We start from the raw sequence: 12,646 nt of genomic DNA, 5'->3' as shown, positions 1-12,646 counted from the left end.
GTGTCCATCGGGAAACCGCTGTCGTTCAAGGGTTTGTCAGGAGACCGCGTCGCGGAGCACCACACGGTCCCGGACGAGCTTCCCGGTCGTGGTGCGCGGCAACACCGGCACGAAGTGCGTCGTCCTCGGCCGCTTGTAACCCGCGAGGCGCTCGGCGAGTGCCGCCTCCACCGACTGTTCGGGGTGGTCACCGGCCAACTGGACGAAGGCGGTGATCTCCTTGTCGTACAGGACGACCGCGGCCTCGACGCCGGGTAGGTCGGTGATGGTGTGCTCGACCTCGGTCAGGTCGACCTTGAGCCCGCCGACCGACACCTGGGAGTCGAGCCTGCCGAGCACGGTCACGAGCCCGGTCGACGGGTCGACGCGGCCGGCGTCCTTGGTGTGCAACCAGCCATCGGCCCACCGGGACGGGTCGGACAGTCCGACGTAGGGCGACTCCTGGCGGCGGATCAGTAACTCGCCGCCGCTCTCCCGGACCTCGATCCCCGGGGCGGGCAGCAACGCGGGACGGTGCTCGCCGAACAGGTCGGTCGCGATGACCCCCAGCTCGGTCATGCCCCACATGTTCCCGAGCGGCACGCCGTACTTCTCGTCGAAGGCAGCCGCGACCGCGGTGGGTACGAGCTCGCCACCGGTGGTCATCCGCTTGAGCTGCGGGAGCTTGCCGGGATCGGCGACCGAGTTCAGGAGTCCGATGTGGAACGGCACACCCAGCACGGTGGCCAGCGAGGTGCCCGCGGCGATCGCGTCGAGGACGCTGTCGCCGGTGAGCCTGCGCGGCGGCACGAGCTCCACACCCGCGTGCAATCCGTACAGGAGTCCGCCGACCAGCCCGAGGACGTGCACCATCGAGGGCAGCAGGATGATCCGTTCACCGGGCAGTGGCACGCCGTCGATCCGGGTGTACCGCTCGACCTCCGCGACGAGGTCCTCGGCCGTCCGGCCGATCACCTTGGACGGTCCGGTCGAGCCGGAACTGAGCTGGAGGACGGCGTGCGGTGTCGCCGCCTGCCTGCCCTCCCGGACGGTGATCGCCTCGGTGACGTCGTGGAACACGGCCAGCGGGCTGCCCTTCGAGCCGCCGACGCCGACCAGCACCTGCACGCCGAGCCGCTCGAGCGCGGCGTCGACCTCGTACCGCGTCAGCCGGTGGTCCAGCAGTACGGCCTGGGCGCCGATCCGCCAGACGGCGAGCAGGTTGGCCACGTAGGCGAGCGACGGCGGGAGGTTCAACCCGGCGCAGCCACCTTCCCGCAACCCCGCCGTGACCAGCGCTTCCTGCTTGGCGGCCACCAGGCGGCGTAGTGCGGAACGCGCAACCGGCGTATTCCCCAGATGTAGACAGACGCCGTTGTCTGGGCCATTCAGCAATATCTCGTCGACCCATTCCGACGAGCCGGTCCGCAGCACTTCACTGGCCGTAATTGCGGACACCTCCCATGGAGAAATGAGCAGCACAAATACACCCCGAAGGGTTGTTCACCGGGTTACCGCCAGCTCCGTCCTGGCGGCGAACTGGAGCGTACGTCAGATTCCATGCGCTGAGAAGACAAAACGTGAACGATGCTCTACGTGATTACGTGATCACGCGGCGGTTGCCGACGCCCTGCTCATACACGACACACATGCCACTTGACCAGGCACCTTTCCCGGCACTTCACAGGCGGGACGGCATGACGCGCCCGTTGACCGTCCGGTGAGCCGAACACCCGGAGCACATTTCCCGCATAGGCTCAGCATCCCACCGAATACGGCAGAACGGAGTAGCATCACTGGTCTGACCGCCTCCTTTTCGTCGCCACGGAAAACAATTCGATGACTGTCCGCAATGCAAGGGCGACGATTCTCACCGACCGTGTCGACACACAGCGTGAGGTACATAAAGGACCGGTAAAGCGGTAGCCGGCATGCCGAGCCGTTCGGCCTCGGTGTTCCGCAGCCGCTGTGACGGATCAGTAAGCGCAGCCGATGCCGATACCGATATCGGTCGTCACGCGGACCGCCCAGCGCGATGTCGTCGGCCGCTCCGGTGGCGCTACCACCGTCGCCGAGCGCGACCAGCACGGCCGACGGTTTGAAACGGTGGTGGCAGGCAACCCTTTCGGCGCACAGTCGACGGCGACGGGGAGACGACCATGCCTGGTGAAGAAGCGATGCCGAGTACGCTGCGGCGCTCACCGAAGAAGGCGCAGCGGACCTGGGTGAAGGCACACGACTCAGCGGTCGAGACCTACGGCGAGGGGCGGCGGGCTCACCAGACCGCCTTCGCCGCGCTCAAGCACTCGTTCGAGAAGGTCGGTGACCACTGGGAGGCGAAGGACGAGCGTGGCCCCTCCGACGAGCAGGCCGCGCGCAGCGCCGGGGACCGGCAGGCGGACACCGCGGGCGGCGTGGACGCGTCCGCGTCGAAACAGCACCTGTACGACCTCGCCAAGCGCCTGGATGTCCCCGGCCGCTCGTCGATGAACAAGCAGGAGCTGGTGGACGCCGTGCAGCGGGCGAACCAGCGCAAGACCGCGAAGGCGCGGGTCAGGAACAGCTAGACGATCCTTCCCCGCACAGGGTGCGCGCGGGCTCGGTGTCCCGAAAGCGCCTTTCGGGACACCGGCCCTGCTCTGAACGCGCCGTTCACAGCACCAAAACCAGGGTGCTCCGCGCGCGACCCGCGCAGCGGGCCCGCGCCTACGCACCCTTACGGTGGCGCAGGCCCACCCCAAAGGGGCTCCCTGCCACCTCCCGAGACCTGCCCCCTCCGGCGAGGACACACCCACCAGACGGACAACGGTCCATCGAGCCTGGGCCGACGCCTGCCAAATGGGATGGTGGCCGCCGCCACCTGTCTCGTCGTGCGGCCGCAGACGGGTTCAGTGGTGGTCGTCGGCCGGTGCCGTGGACAGCACGTCGGCGCGGTAGTCGGTGGGCAGCTGCGCGACGAGGTCGGCGAACTCACCGTCACTCACGCCGTTCTTCAACGCGGCGACGACCGACCGCGCGTGCTCCCGCGCGCCGTCCGGGGTGCAGCCCCGTCCCTCCTCGTCGGCGATCCGCCGGTAGAACTCCTCGACGCCGAACGTCGCACCGTGCCCGGTCTCGGGCAACGCCTCCGCGACACCCTGCGGCAGCTGGGCGGCGAGGTTCCTCGGCTCGTTCCCGGCGAGTCGCTCCCCGAGCACCGCCAGTGTCGCGCGTGTCGCCGCGGCCGCGTGGTCCGCGTCGGACAGCCCCGAGAGCTTTCCGACCGCCGTGACGATCTCCTGCTCCTTCATCACAAACCTCCTCCGGCACGTTCGGACGCCACTCCCCGTCGCCACGGGTTACCCGGGTACCGGCCGTCCATTCACCGGCGTCCGGGAACGGACAGGCTGTCGTTTGCCCGCCGCCGAGCCGGGTAGCCGGGTGTCCCGCATGGAGGAGGGTGATCCAGTTGACCGACGCGTACCCGGAGAGCTACCCGCTGAGCGAGGACGAGGAAACCGAGAACGACCCCGAGGGTTTCGCCAGGGAAGCAGGCGTGGACCCGACCGCGCAGGAGGTGGACGAGTACCGCGAGATGGTCGGCGACCTGCCGCCGGAGTCCGCGGGCCCGGACCGCTGACAGTGCGTGGGCACTCCGGATGACCGGCTGCGCGACGTTCCGCACCCGGGTGCCGCCGGAGGTGATGCCCTGTTCGCAGCCGAAGTGGGCTTGGCCGTGGACGGCGAGGTCCGGGAGGTGCAGGAGAGACCGCGCGTCGCTGTCCGTACTCGCCAGTGTGTCCGAACGTCATGTGAAATCCGCCATGGCCCCGTGACGTCGGCGGCGCACCGGTGTCCAACGGGGGTGTGTGAAGGTCGACGCGGCGGCATCCGCTTCGCGAGACCTTCCAGCGAACCCCAGGAGCGTCGTCATGACCGCCACCCACAGCCCCCCGGCCAACTCGAACGCGTCGACAGGCAACACCTCCGTCGTCTCGTCCTCGGAGAAGACCACCGTGTCGCCGAGCACCTCCCAGGGCGCGTCGCCGGCCACGCGGCAGGGCACCACGACGGTGGCCGACACGGTGGTGCAGAAGATCGCCGGTCTGGCCGCCAGGGAGGTCAACGGCGTGCACGACCTCGGTGGCGGCGCGTCCCGCGCGTTCGGTGCCCTCCGGGAGCGGATTCCCGGCGCGACGGCGAGCGCCGCGCAAGGTGTTGCGGTCGAGGTCGGCGAGACCCAGGCCGCGATCGACCTGCAGCTCCTGGTCGAGTACGGCGTCTCCATCGCCGATCTGGCAAGGGCGGTGCGCCGCGACGTGGTCACCGCGATCGAGCGGATGACCGGCCTGGAAGTGGTCGAGGTCAACATCCACGTCAGTGACGTCCACATCCCCGGCGCCGAGGACACCTCACCAGAAGCGACCCGCGTGCGGTGATCCTGCCCGCGACTCCCCGCGATTCCGCGAAATCCCGATCGACGGCACGACCTCCGCCTGCCGGTGAGGGCTGGCGGAGGCCGGGTGGATCAAGGCCGCTGACGAGGACACTGCCCATGAAGGTCCCAGGCTGCTGGCCCTCGCCGGCGCGCCCGTCAGCCGGTGCAGTTGGGGACGGCGGGAGCACTGCCGACGCAGTTGTTCGGGGTGTTGGCGGTGATGGGTGAGTTGGTGGTGGTCATGGTGCCGCCCTGGCGGTAGACGCCACCGGAGTTGCCAAGGAGCAGCAGCGCGTGGTTGTCGGTCACGGCGGTCTGGGTGAGGGTCGTCGCGGTCGAGTCGACCGCGGCTATTCCGCCGCCCCGGCCCGCGCTGTTGCCGGTGACGAACAACGGGCTGCCGGAAACGCCGGTGACCGTCAGCGTGCCGCGAAGACCGTTGTAGATCGCGCCGCCGCTGCCCAGCAGGGTCAGGTTGCCCGACAGCGGGCTGTTGGTGAACGTCGCGGCAGGCGCGGTGCCCGACGGGGTGTCCACGTTGGCGAGACCGCCGCCGTTCCCCGACGCCGTGTTGCCGGTCAGGGTGCTTCCGGTCAGGGTGACCGCACCGCGGTTGAGGATGCCGCCCCCGTGACCGAGCACGTTGCCCCGGGTGAACGCGACCCCGGTCGTGAGCGTGAGGCTGCCGGTGGGGCCGACCTCGGCGATCCGGAACATCCCCAGCCCCAGCAACGAGGCGTTGGTGACGGTGGCGGGGCCGATCATCTCGATCGGGGTGGTGATCACCGGCAGCGCGTTCGCGGCGCCCCCATGGCTGGAGGTCATGCGATAGGTACAACCACCCGCCAGGACGAGAGTGTCCGAAGTGGGGGTGGAGTTGGCCAGGTTCACCGCCGCGACCAGAGCGTTCTCGCCGCACGCCACGGGGATGGTGATGGCCTGCGCCACTGGGCTGACCGCGATCATGCCGCCTGCCACGATGGTCGCCCCGAACAGGGCCTGGGCAATACTACGGATTCTTCGCATGGCTACTTCGATTCCTGGAACAGGATAGGTGGCTCCGCAGCGCGGCGCGCAGGCGGAAGATACAACGCGGGCAGCGGCCGCATCCGTCAACTCGACTGGCGAACGGAATGCGTGCGCTTTCGTCCACGCAAAAGACCCCGGCTCGTGATCTGCGTTCGCGATCTTCGCGTGCAGGTCAGCTGACCGGGGTCTTGGGTAACATCAGGAGTTTACCTCTTCAACCCGGAAGACAGACACCCAGCCCCTCGAATGGGTGATGCGCCGATTATCGGCACGAACTCAGCGGTTCACCCCGCTCGGAATACCTGTTTGTTTTCCGAACTCCGGCTCAACCCGGATGGGGTGGCCCATTTCGGAGGTGCAGGACAGGTACCTGGGCGGCGCCGTCCGCGATGGCGGCGGCGTGGCCACGGGCCCATCGCAGCAGCGCCGTGATGTCGAGACCGTAGGCAGGCGCGCCCTCGTAGGGCTCGATGTTGTCGGCACCGCGGGTGAGCAAGGCGCCCGCGCCCGCGACGTTGCCGCGGGCCGCGTGTGTGACGCCGACGGCCAGCTGTGCGAGACCTTTCCACAGCCCACGCGACGCCTCGGGTGCGCTCTTCCAGGCGTCCTCCAGCACTTCGTGCGCGTGGAACGGCATGCCGAGGTCAAGCAGCCGTTGCGCCTCGAGAAGCGTTTCGTCGGGTGTCCGGACCACACCTTCCGGCTGGCGCGGGACGCCCGGTACCCCGCGCGGCAGTGGCCTGCCAAGCCTGTCGCGCGGGCGCTCGTTGCGGGCGTGACCGGCCGCGTCGCGATCGCGGTCGGCTCTCCTGCCGTTGTCGCCCGAGTCCATCGCACCGTCTCTCATCTGTCGTGTGTCAGCGGTTGGCCAGCCGCAGCGGTGCGCCGACGGCGTGGATCGGCTGGGCGTGCCGAAGGTTCGGCCGGGGCATGCTTGGGAAGAGGTGATGTTCGACCTGGTGGTTCAGCGCGCCGATGGTGAAGTCGACCCGCCTGCCACCTCGGACGTTGCGGGAGGTGAGCACCTGCCCGCGCGGGAAGTCGACCTTCTGTCCGGCCGCGATCGTCGGCATGCCCTTGTTCCCCGGGGCGAACGAGCATCCCATGTAGACACCGCAGAGACACTGGTGCACCAGGATGAACGCCACCGCAGGTTTCCTGACCAGCTGGGACAGCTCGCCGTCCCGGCTGCCGGCCGGTGCCGTTGGCAAGGTACCAAGAGACGTCATCCGCGCCACCGCCTTCTGGGTGCGTCGAGCGGCACCGGGGACTTGGGTGGCCTCGTGTCACGAGCCGGCACCTCGAAGATGGGTGTCATCGGTCCGGTTTCATCCTACGCCCGCTGATCACCGATGTGCCGAGAATCGGCTGTGAGGGGGTCGACGGATCCGGTTCCGCTATCCGTCGACCGACGGCACGATGAAGGTCAGCGAGTCCAGCAGATGGCCGTCGACGTCGCGAAGCTCCACCCGCACCTGCTTCCCGGCTGGCACACCGAGCTCCGCCGGGCGCCGTTCACAGCGCGGCGTCAGCCGGAAGACCGCGGTGGGCTCCTCCAACAGAAGACGGTCGTCGGCGGTTCGGTACGACGCGGTTCGCTGCATGAGTGGCCCCGTCCTGCGGGTTGTGGTGGATGGAGTCTCAGTGGACTGCCCTTGGGTGGATGACCGCGACAAAGTGGGACGTCTGCCTGCGGCGAACGAAACCACCCGGGCCGGAGCGACAACCTCACCCTACGCCCGAAGCCGAAGCCCGTTGGCTCGACGGGACGGGCCTGGTGTGATCGGGACCGCCCGGGTAGCGCAGAGTGCCACTCCCCCGCGGCGGCTTCCCGAACCGCCCGGGGGGAGCGCCTTCCGGTGAAGGGGCGTAACGTAGCAAGCAACACGCCCGGGACCCCGGTTTGAGTACAACCGACCGAGGGACCCTCATGGCACAAATCGATCCAGGCCCGGCCGGTCCGGTCGCGGGGATCGCGGAACCTCATCAGAGCACGGTCGCGACAATCCTGCGTGCTGTGGGGGTGGGCCTGTTCACCTCGGCCGAAGCCGACATGTTGATCGACCGGATCCGCGCGCACATGCTCCCGGTGCCGGGCGCGGCCTCGATCCGGAAGCCTCACGACCACGGCCATGGCGGTGCGTCCGCCACCACCCACCTGTTCCCGGCTCGAGCCGGTGATCATTCCCGGCCGGACAGTCGGTGAGCAAACGCCCCGGAGATGAAGCCGTGACCACCGCCCTCCTGCACGTGTCCAGCGACCATCTCCCACTCACAGCCACCGTCCCGCCACGCCCTCGCCCGGCTACCCAGCCGTTGACCGTCACCTCACATCCCGCCCCGCCCGCCGCGACCGTGCTCACGGTGCGCGGCGAAGTGGACATGCTCACCAGCACACAGTTGCAGGACCACCTTCTCCCGCTCGTGCGGGACACCGTCCCGCACGTGATCGTCGACCTGACCGGGGTCAGCTTCTTCGGAGCGGCCGGTCTCACCGTGCTGGTGAACGCCTGCGCCGTGGCCACTGCGGCGGGCGTCACGCTGCGCCTGGTCGCGTCCACCCGCCCGGTGCTGCTGCCACTGACGATCACCGGCATGGACGGCGTGTTCGACGTCAGCCACGACCTCGTCCACGCACTGATGCGTGCCGGCTGCGGACCGGACGGATAGCGCACGTGCGTAGTACCAGAGTGGCCGAGATCCTGTCGGTGATCAGCGACCGCGGGGGTGAGCAGGGCACACTGCCCACCCGGTTGTGCGCGGAATGCCTCGCGGTGTTGCCGGTCAGCGGTGTCGGGGTGGCGTTGATGACCGCCGACGGACCCAGCGGAGTCGTGCTCGCCGCCACCGACGGACGAGCCCGGCAGTTGGAGGAACTGCAGTTCGCCCTCACAGAAGGGCCGTGCGTGGTGGCGTCCAACAGCGGCAGTCCGGTGCTTCAGCCGGACCTCGCGGCAGCCGGGTCGGCCCGGTGGCCGCGGTTCGGAGCCGCCGCGCTCGATGCCGGGGTGCACGCCGTCTTCGCGTTCCCGCTGCGGGTCGGCGCCATCCGGGTCGGTGTCCTGGACCTCTACCGCGACACCCCGGGACCGCTCACCGCACCCGAACTCGCCGACGCACTGGCCTTCGCGGACGCGGCCACCAGCGTGGTCCTGCACCTGCAGGACCACGCTGGGCACGGGAGCGACGACCCCGCACTCACCGGGCCGATCGACAGCCAGGCCAAGGTCCACCAGGCGACCGGGATGATCACGATCCAACTCGGTGTCAGCCTCGCCGAGGCACTCCTGCGACTACGTGCGCACGCGTACGCTTCGGGACAGACGGTGTCGGCCGTCGCCGCCGACGTGGTCGACCGACGCTTGCGCTTCGACGGCGAACCGGGCACCACCACACAGCGCGATCGGTCATGACCCCCAACAAGACACAGGCGGTGGGCTCATGACGAGCCGGGAACAACTCCTCGCCAGCACGTTCGTGAGCCTGGCCGACACTCTGGTCGCCGATTTCGACGTCATCGACTTCCTCCACACGCTGGCCATCCGCAGCGTCGAACTCCTCGACGCCGACGCCGCCGGGATCATGCTGGCCGATTCCCACGGCGGCATGCACGTGATGGCCTCCTCCGCCGAGGAGGCCCGCCTGCTCGAACTCTACGAACTGCAGAACAACGAAGGTCCCTGCCTGGACTGCTACCGGTCCGGCCGCCCCGTGGCCCGCGAGGACCTGCCCGCGATGCGCACCTCGTGGCCCGCGTTCACCGACCAGTTGCAGAGTCTCGGGTTCCACTCCGCGCAGGCACTCCCGATGCGCCTGCGCGCCGAGACCATCGGCGCGCTGAACCTGTTCCGGCTCAAGCCCGGCCGGCTCACCGAGGCCGATCTGAGCATCGGCCAGGCCATGGCCGACGTCGCGACCGTCGGGCTGATCCAGGAACGCGCCATCGCCGCCAGCGAGCAACTCGCCACCCAGCTGCAGACGGCACTGAGCAGCCGCGTCCAGCTCGAACAGGCCAAAGGCGTCCTCGCCCAACGCGCGGGCCTGCACATCGACGAGGCCTTCCAGGTCATGCGTGCCTACGCCCGCAGCAACAACCGCCGGCTCAGCGACGTCGCCGCACAGGTCATCGACGGAACGCTCGACGACAACCAGGTTCCGAAGGGGCCGCGCCCCGGACCCGCCGCGCAACCCAGGACATGACCGGCGCGGCGAGCCGCCGGACCTGACGACCGCGCGACGGCCGGTCCGGACATCCCACCGACCCGGCGAAGATCCGTACACGTTTGGGAGCGACGGTCCACGGGAATCCCGGAGGCGCGCCGCCCCAGACCCCGGCGGAGTCCTGAGTCGTCCACGGCCGGTGACAGATGGTGATCAAAGATGCTCACCTGCCGACGGTCGCTCCGTGTGCTCGGGATTGGCGAACTCGAACCGAACGGCGGAGTGGAGCGACGATGACTTCTGTGACTCCGAGGCGACAGCGCAACCGGGACGGTGATTTCGCGACGTTGTCGCGGGAGATCCGCGGCGCCGGTCTGCTCGAACGGCGGCGCGCCTACTACGTGGCCAGGATCGTGGCGAACCTGGCCGTGTTCGCCGCCGGCTGGGTGGCGTTCGTGGTGATCGGCGACTCATGGTGGCAGCTGCTCACCGCGGCGTTCTTCGCGGTCGTGTTCACCCAGCTCGCGTTCATCGGTCACGACGCGGGCCACAAGCAGATCCTCGACAGCCGTCGCGCCAACGACGTGCTGGGCTACCTGCACGGCGGCCTGGTCGGGATCAGCTACGACTGGTGGGTCGGCAAGCACACCCGGCACCACGCCAACCCCAACCACGAGGACGACGATCCGGACCTCGACATCCCCGCACTGGCCTTCACCCGCGACCAGGCACGGAACAAGCACGGGGTGGTGCGCTGGATGGCCAAGCACCAAGCTGTCCTGTTCTTTCCGTTGTTGCTGCTCGAAGGGCTGAACCTGCACTGGTCGAGCGTCAGGCACCTCTGGCGCGGTGACGGCAGGGCACGCGTACTCGAAGCGGGTCTGCTGAGCGCACACCTCGCCGCGTACCTGACCGCCGTGTTCACCGTGCTGTCGCCGCTGACCGGGCTGGCGTTCATCGCCGTGCACCAGGGGCTGTGGGGCGTCTACATGGGATGCTCCTTCGCGCCCAACCACAAGGGAATGCCGACCCTGCCACCCGGCCACCAGCTGGACTACCTCCGCAAACAGGTCCTGACCTCTCGCAACGTCCGCGGCGGCCGCTGGGTGGACTTCGTCCTCGGCGGACTCAACTACCAGATCGAGCACCACCTGTTCCCCACCATGCCGCGCCCCAACCTGCGCCGGGCCCAGGTACTCGTCCAGGACTTCTGCGACCGCCACCGCATCGACTACGCCCAATGCGGGCTCCTGCGCTCCTACGCCCACGTCCTGCGCCACCTGCGTGACGCGGGCGCCCCACTCCGGCAGCCGAAGGAGGCGAAGGCATGACCCACGATGACGATCCGCGCCTGGAGACGAACCCGAGCGCTCCCCCGGCGCCGGGCCGACCGGAGCAGCGGATACCGGAGCAGCGCTGGGAAACCGAGGGCGGCTACGTCCGCGAGGCCGGCCGACACGAAACCACGTCCCCTAGCCCTGCCCGACAGGCACTGGTCCACATCACGTGAATTTCGCAAACCGTGGAGGCACACATGCTGATTCTCGTAGTCGTACTGCTGGCGGCGTGGCTCATCGTCTCGATCGTCGGGTTCGCCATGGAGGGACTGATGTGGCTGGGCATCATCGGTATCGTGCTGTTCATCGGAACAGCCGTGATCGGTGGCATCCGGCGCAAGTCCCTGCGGCGGCCGTCCACACGCTGAACCGGCGGACCGGGTCGCCGACCGCGGCCCGGTCCGGGTGCCGCATCCCGATGCGAGGGGTGGCCCACCGTCTCAGCTCGCGCCGAACCGCAGGGGAAGCGGTTCCGGGCCGTGGATCCCGATGGGCGGGCGCCAGCTGAGAGGCGCGGCGACGACCGGCGGGCCGAGCCTGCCTGCCAGCACGGAAAGGACCTCGGCGACCTCGACCCTGGCCAGCGCGGCCCCGAGGCAGTGGTGCGGGCCTGCGCCGAACTGGAGGGCGGGCGCCTGTCCGGCGACGCTGATGTCGAACGTCGCGCCGTCGCGGAAGACCCGCGGATCGCGCTGCGCGATGCCGACGCACACCATGAAGAACGTCTCCTTGGCGAACCGCACGCCCCGGTACTCGAAGTCCGCGGCGGCGAACCGGTACACCGTCGCCGCCGACGGGATCCAGCGGATCACCTCGTCGGTGGCCTGGGCGGCCAGCTCGGGCCGGCTGCCGAGCAACCGCCACTGGCCGGGATGCGCGGCGAACGCGACCATCGCGTTGCCCAGCTGGTGGCGGGTCGTGTCGTGCGCGGCGAACACCAGCGTGACGATGAGGTTGCGCAGCTCCTCCATGCTGACCCGGCCGTTGTCCGCGCGCTGCGCGGCGACCAACGCGGAGATGAGGTCGTCGGCCGGTGCGGCCGACTTGTCCGCCATCAGCGCGTCGACGTACCCGTTGAGCCCGACGAGCGCGTTCTCGACCCGCCGGGGGATGTCGCCGCCGTGCGCCAGGCTGAACACGAGCCCGACGTCCGCGGTCCACACCCGGAACGTGTCGTAGTCCTCGGCAGGCACGCCGAGCAGCTCGCACATGACCGCGAGCGGCAACGGGTTCCCGAACTCCTCGACGAACTCACAGACGTCGACCGACGCGAGGTGATCGGTCAGCTCGTTCGCCTTCGCCCGGATGAACGGGCGCAACCCGTCGATCATCCGCGGCGTGAAAGCCTTGTTCACCAGACCGCGCAGCCGCCGGTGGTCCTCCCCGTCCTGGTTGACGATCATCGGGACGAACCAGTCGTGGATGGGCCCGGCGACGACGCCGCTCATCTCCAGGTAGCGCTTGCCGTTGTGCTCCAGACGCGGATCCCGCAACAGGTCCCGCGCCTCGGCGTAGCGCAGCACGAGGGTGCCGATGGGGCTGTTCGCATACCAGCTGCGCTCCTGCGCCTCGACCACCTCCGGCGCGTCGAAGTGGAATTCTTGATCGACGACGTCGAGGAACGGAATATCAGGTGAGATCGACGTACCGTTCGCCGGAGTTGACATTTGTTGCCTCCGCTCGGAGCGTCCCCCTCCACCACCATGCCGCATGCCGTTGGGCA

Annotated in this window: 15 protein-coding genes and 2 pseudogenes; 9 read left to right on the top strand and 8 right to left on the bottom strand. The window is 69.1% G+C overall.

Annotated elements, in window-relative coordinates; translation table 11 throughout:
• Nucleotides 1–36: 36 nt before the first annotated feature.
• Complete coding sequence (locus tag ACFPCV_RS30580; RefSeq protein ID WP_378059915.1) at nucleotides 37–1,296, bottom strand: class I adenylate-forming enzyme family protein; 1,260 nt, start codon at nucleotides 1,294–1,296, stop codon at nucleotides 37–39.
• An 842-nt stretch (nucleotides 1,297–2,138) separates the two neighbouring features.
• Here ACFPCV_RS30580 and ACFPCV_RS30575 point away from each other — a divergent pair.
• On the top strand, nucleotides 2,139–2,546 hold the full coding sequence (locus ACFPCV_RS30575) for a ChaB family protein (protein ID WP_378059914.1): 408 nt from the start codon (nucleotides 2,139–2,141) through the stop codon (nucleotides 2,544–2,546).
• A 321-nt stretch (nucleotides 2,547–2,867) separates the two neighbouring features.
• Here ACFPCV_RS30575 and ACFPCV_RS30570 read toward each other — a convergent pair whose 3' ends face one another.
• Nucleotides 2,868–3,269: a DUF2267 domain-containing protein gene (locus ACFPCV_RS30570; RefSeq protein ID WP_378059913.1), complete on the bottom strand. Its 402-nt coding sequence runs from the start codon at nucleotides 3,267–3,269 to the stop codon at nucleotides 2,868–2,870.
• A gap of 149 nt (nucleotides 3,270–3,418) precedes the next feature.
• Between ACFPCV_RS30570 and ACFPCV_RS30565 the strand changes: the two genes are divergently transcribed.
• A complete protein-coding gene (locus ACFPCV_RS30565; protein WP_378059911.1) occupies nucleotides 3,419–3,598 on the top strand; it encodes a hypothetical protein in 180 nt (59 codons plus the stop codon).
• Here ACFPCV_RS30565 and ACFPCV_RS30560 read toward each other — a convergent pair.
• A pseudogene (locus tag ACFPCV_RS30560) lies at nucleotides 3,599–3,709 on the bottom strand (metallophosphoesterase); the annotation flags it as partial.
• A gap of 181 nt (nucleotides 3,710–3,890) precedes the next feature.
• Between ACFPCV_RS30560 and ACFPCV_RS30555 the strand changes: the two are divergent.
• Nucleotides 3,891–4,397, top strand: coding sequence for an Asp23/Gls24 family envelope stress response protein (locus ACFPCV_RS30555; protein WP_378059909.1), 507 nt, complete (start codon nucleotides 3,891–3,893; stop codon nucleotides 4,395–4,397).
• 155 nt (nucleotides 4,398–4,552) lie between these two features.
• Here ACFPCV_RS30555 and ACFPCV_RS30550 read toward each other — a convergent pair whose 3' ends face one another.
• The 4 genes and pseudogenes from ACFPCV_RS30550 to ACFPCV_RS30535 form a co-directional block, all read right to left on the bottom strand.
• Entirely contained in the window at nucleotides 4,553–5,422 is an 870-nt protein-coding gene (locus ACFPCV_RS30550; protein ID WP_378059907.1) for a hypothetical protein, read from the bottom strand.
• A 328-nt stretch (nucleotides 5,423–5,750) separates the two neighbouring features.
• Nucleotides 5,751–6,272 carry a DUF309 domain-containing protein gene (locus ACFPCV_RS30545; protein ID WP_378059905.1) on the bottom strand — a complete coding sequence of 174 codons (522 nt, stop codon included), beginning with the start codon at nucleotides 6,270–6,272 and terminating at the stop codon, nucleotides 5,751–5,753.
• Nucleotides 6,273–6,282: 10 nt separating this feature from the next.
• A pseudogene (locus tag ACFPCV_RS30540) lies at nucleotides 6,283–6,576 on the bottom strand (fatty acid desaturase); the annotation flags it as partial.
• 246 nt (nucleotides 6,577–6,822) lie between these two features.
• A complete protein-coding gene (locus tag ACFPCV_RS30535) occupies nucleotides 6,823–6,984 on the bottom strand; it encodes a hypothetical protein (RefSeq protein ID WP_378059903.1) in 162 nt (53 codons plus the stop codon).
• 670 nt (nucleotides 6,985–7,654) lie between these two features.
• Here ACFPCV_RS30535 and ACFPCV_RS30530 point away from each other — a divergent pair.
• From ACFPCV_RS30530 to ACFPCV_RS30505, 6 genes are all read left to right on the top strand, one after another.
• On the top strand, nucleotides 7,655–8,095 hold the full coding sequence (locus ACFPCV_RS30530) for an STAS domain-containing protein (protein ID WP_378059901.1): 441 nt from the start codon (nucleotides 7,655–7,657) through the stop codon (nucleotides 8,093–8,095).
• Nucleotides 8,096–8,100: 5 nt separating this feature from the next.
• Nucleotides 8,101–8,838, top strand: a complete 738-nt coding sequence (locus ACFPCV_RS30525; RefSeq protein WP_378059900.1) for a GAF and ANTAR domain-containing protein — start codon at nucleotides 8,101–8,103, stop codon at nucleotides 8,836–8,838.
• Between the two features lie 28 nt (nucleotides 8,839–8,866).
• The gene (locus ACFPCV_RS30520) at nucleotides 8,867–9,625 is read left to right on the top strand and encodes a GAF and ANTAR domain-containing protein (protein ID WP_378059899.1); all 759 of its coding nucleotides are present in this window, start codon (nucleotides 8,867–8,869) and stop codon (nucleotides 9,623–9,625) included.
• Nucleotides 9,626–9,879: 254 nt separating this feature from the next.
• Nucleotides 9,880–10,917, top strand: coding sequence for a fatty acid desaturase family protein (locus ACFPCV_RS30515; protein ID WP_378059898.1), 1,038 nt, complete (start codon nucleotides 9,880–9,882; stop codon nucleotides 10,915–10,917).
• Entirely contained in the window at nucleotides 10,914–11,096 is a 183-nt protein-coding gene (locus ACFPCV_RS30510) for a hypothetical protein (RefSeq protein ID WP_378059897.1), read from the top strand. Before ACFPCV_RS30515 ends, ACFPCV_RS30510 begins: the two co-directional genes overlap by 4 nt.
• Nucleotides 11,097–11,120: 24 nt before the next feature.
• Complete coding sequence (locus ACFPCV_RS30505) at nucleotides 11,121–11,291, top strand: hypothetical protein (protein WP_378059896.1); 171 nt, start codon at nucleotides 11,121–11,123, stop codon at nucleotides 11,289–11,291.
• A gap of 72 nt (nucleotides 11,292–11,363) precedes the next feature.
• Here the strand turns inward: ACFPCV_RS30505 and ACFPCV_RS30500 are convergent, their stop codons facing one another.
• Nucleotides 11,364–12,590 (bottom strand): cytochrome P450, encoded by a 1,227-nt coding sequence (locus tag ACFPCV_RS30500; RefSeq protein ID WP_378059894.1) that lies wholly within the window; start codon nucleotides 12,588–12,590, stop codon nucleotides 11,364–11,366.
• Nucleotides 12,591–12,646 lie beyond the last annotated feature (56 nt).

The organism is Actinophytocola glycyrrhizae (assembly GCF_042653545.1).
GTDB classification, from domain to species: domain Bacteria; phylum Actinomycetota; class Actinomycetes; order Mycobacteriales; family Pseudonocardiaceae; genus Actinophytocola; species Actinophytocola glycyrrhizae.
Note: the sequence above shows the minus strand (reverse complement) of the source record. Positions and strands in the feature narration are given on the sequence as shown.

Coding starts and splice junctions, on each gene's coding strand:
- ACFPCV_RS30575 (WP_378059914.1), top strand. CDS start 2,139: ATGCCTGGTGAAGAAGCGATGCCGAGTACGCTGCGGCGCTCACCGAAG.
- ACFPCV_RS30570 (WP_378059913.1), bottom strand. CDS start 3,269: ATGAAGGAGCAGGAGATCGTCACGGCGGTCGGAAAGCTCTCGGGGCTG.
- ACFPCV_RS30555 (WP_378059909.1), top strand. CDS start 3,891: ATGACCGCCACCCACAGCCCCCCGGCCAACTCGAACGCGTCGACAGGC.
- ACFPCV_RS30550 (WP_378059907.1), bottom strand. CDS start 5,422: ATGCGAAGAATCCGTAGTATTGCCCAGGCCCTGTTCGGGGCGACCATC.
- ACFPCV_RS30545 (WP_378059905.1), bottom strand. CDS start 6,272: ATGAGAGACGGTGCGATGGACTCGGGCGACAACGGCAGGAGAGCCGAC.
- ACFPCV_RS30520 (WP_378059899.1), top strand. CDS start 8,867: ATGACGAGCCGGGAACAACTCCTCGCCAGCACGTTCGTGAGCCTGGCC.
- ACFPCV_RS30515 (WP_378059898.1), top strand. CDS start 9,880: ATGACTTCTGTGACTCCGAGGCGACAGCGCAACCGGGACGGTGATTTC.
- ACFPCV_RS30510 (WP_378059897.1), top strand. CDS start 10,914: ATGACCCACGATGACGATCCGCGCCTGGAGACGAACCCGAGCGCTCCC.
- ACFPCV_RS30505 (WP_378059896.1), top strand. CDS start 11,121: ATGCTGATTCTCGTAGTCGTACTGCTGGCGGCGTGGCTCATCGTCTCG.
- ACFPCV_RS30500 (WP_378059894.1), bottom strand. CDS start 12,590: ATGTCAACTCCGGCGAACGGTACGTCGATCTCACCTGATATTCCGTTC.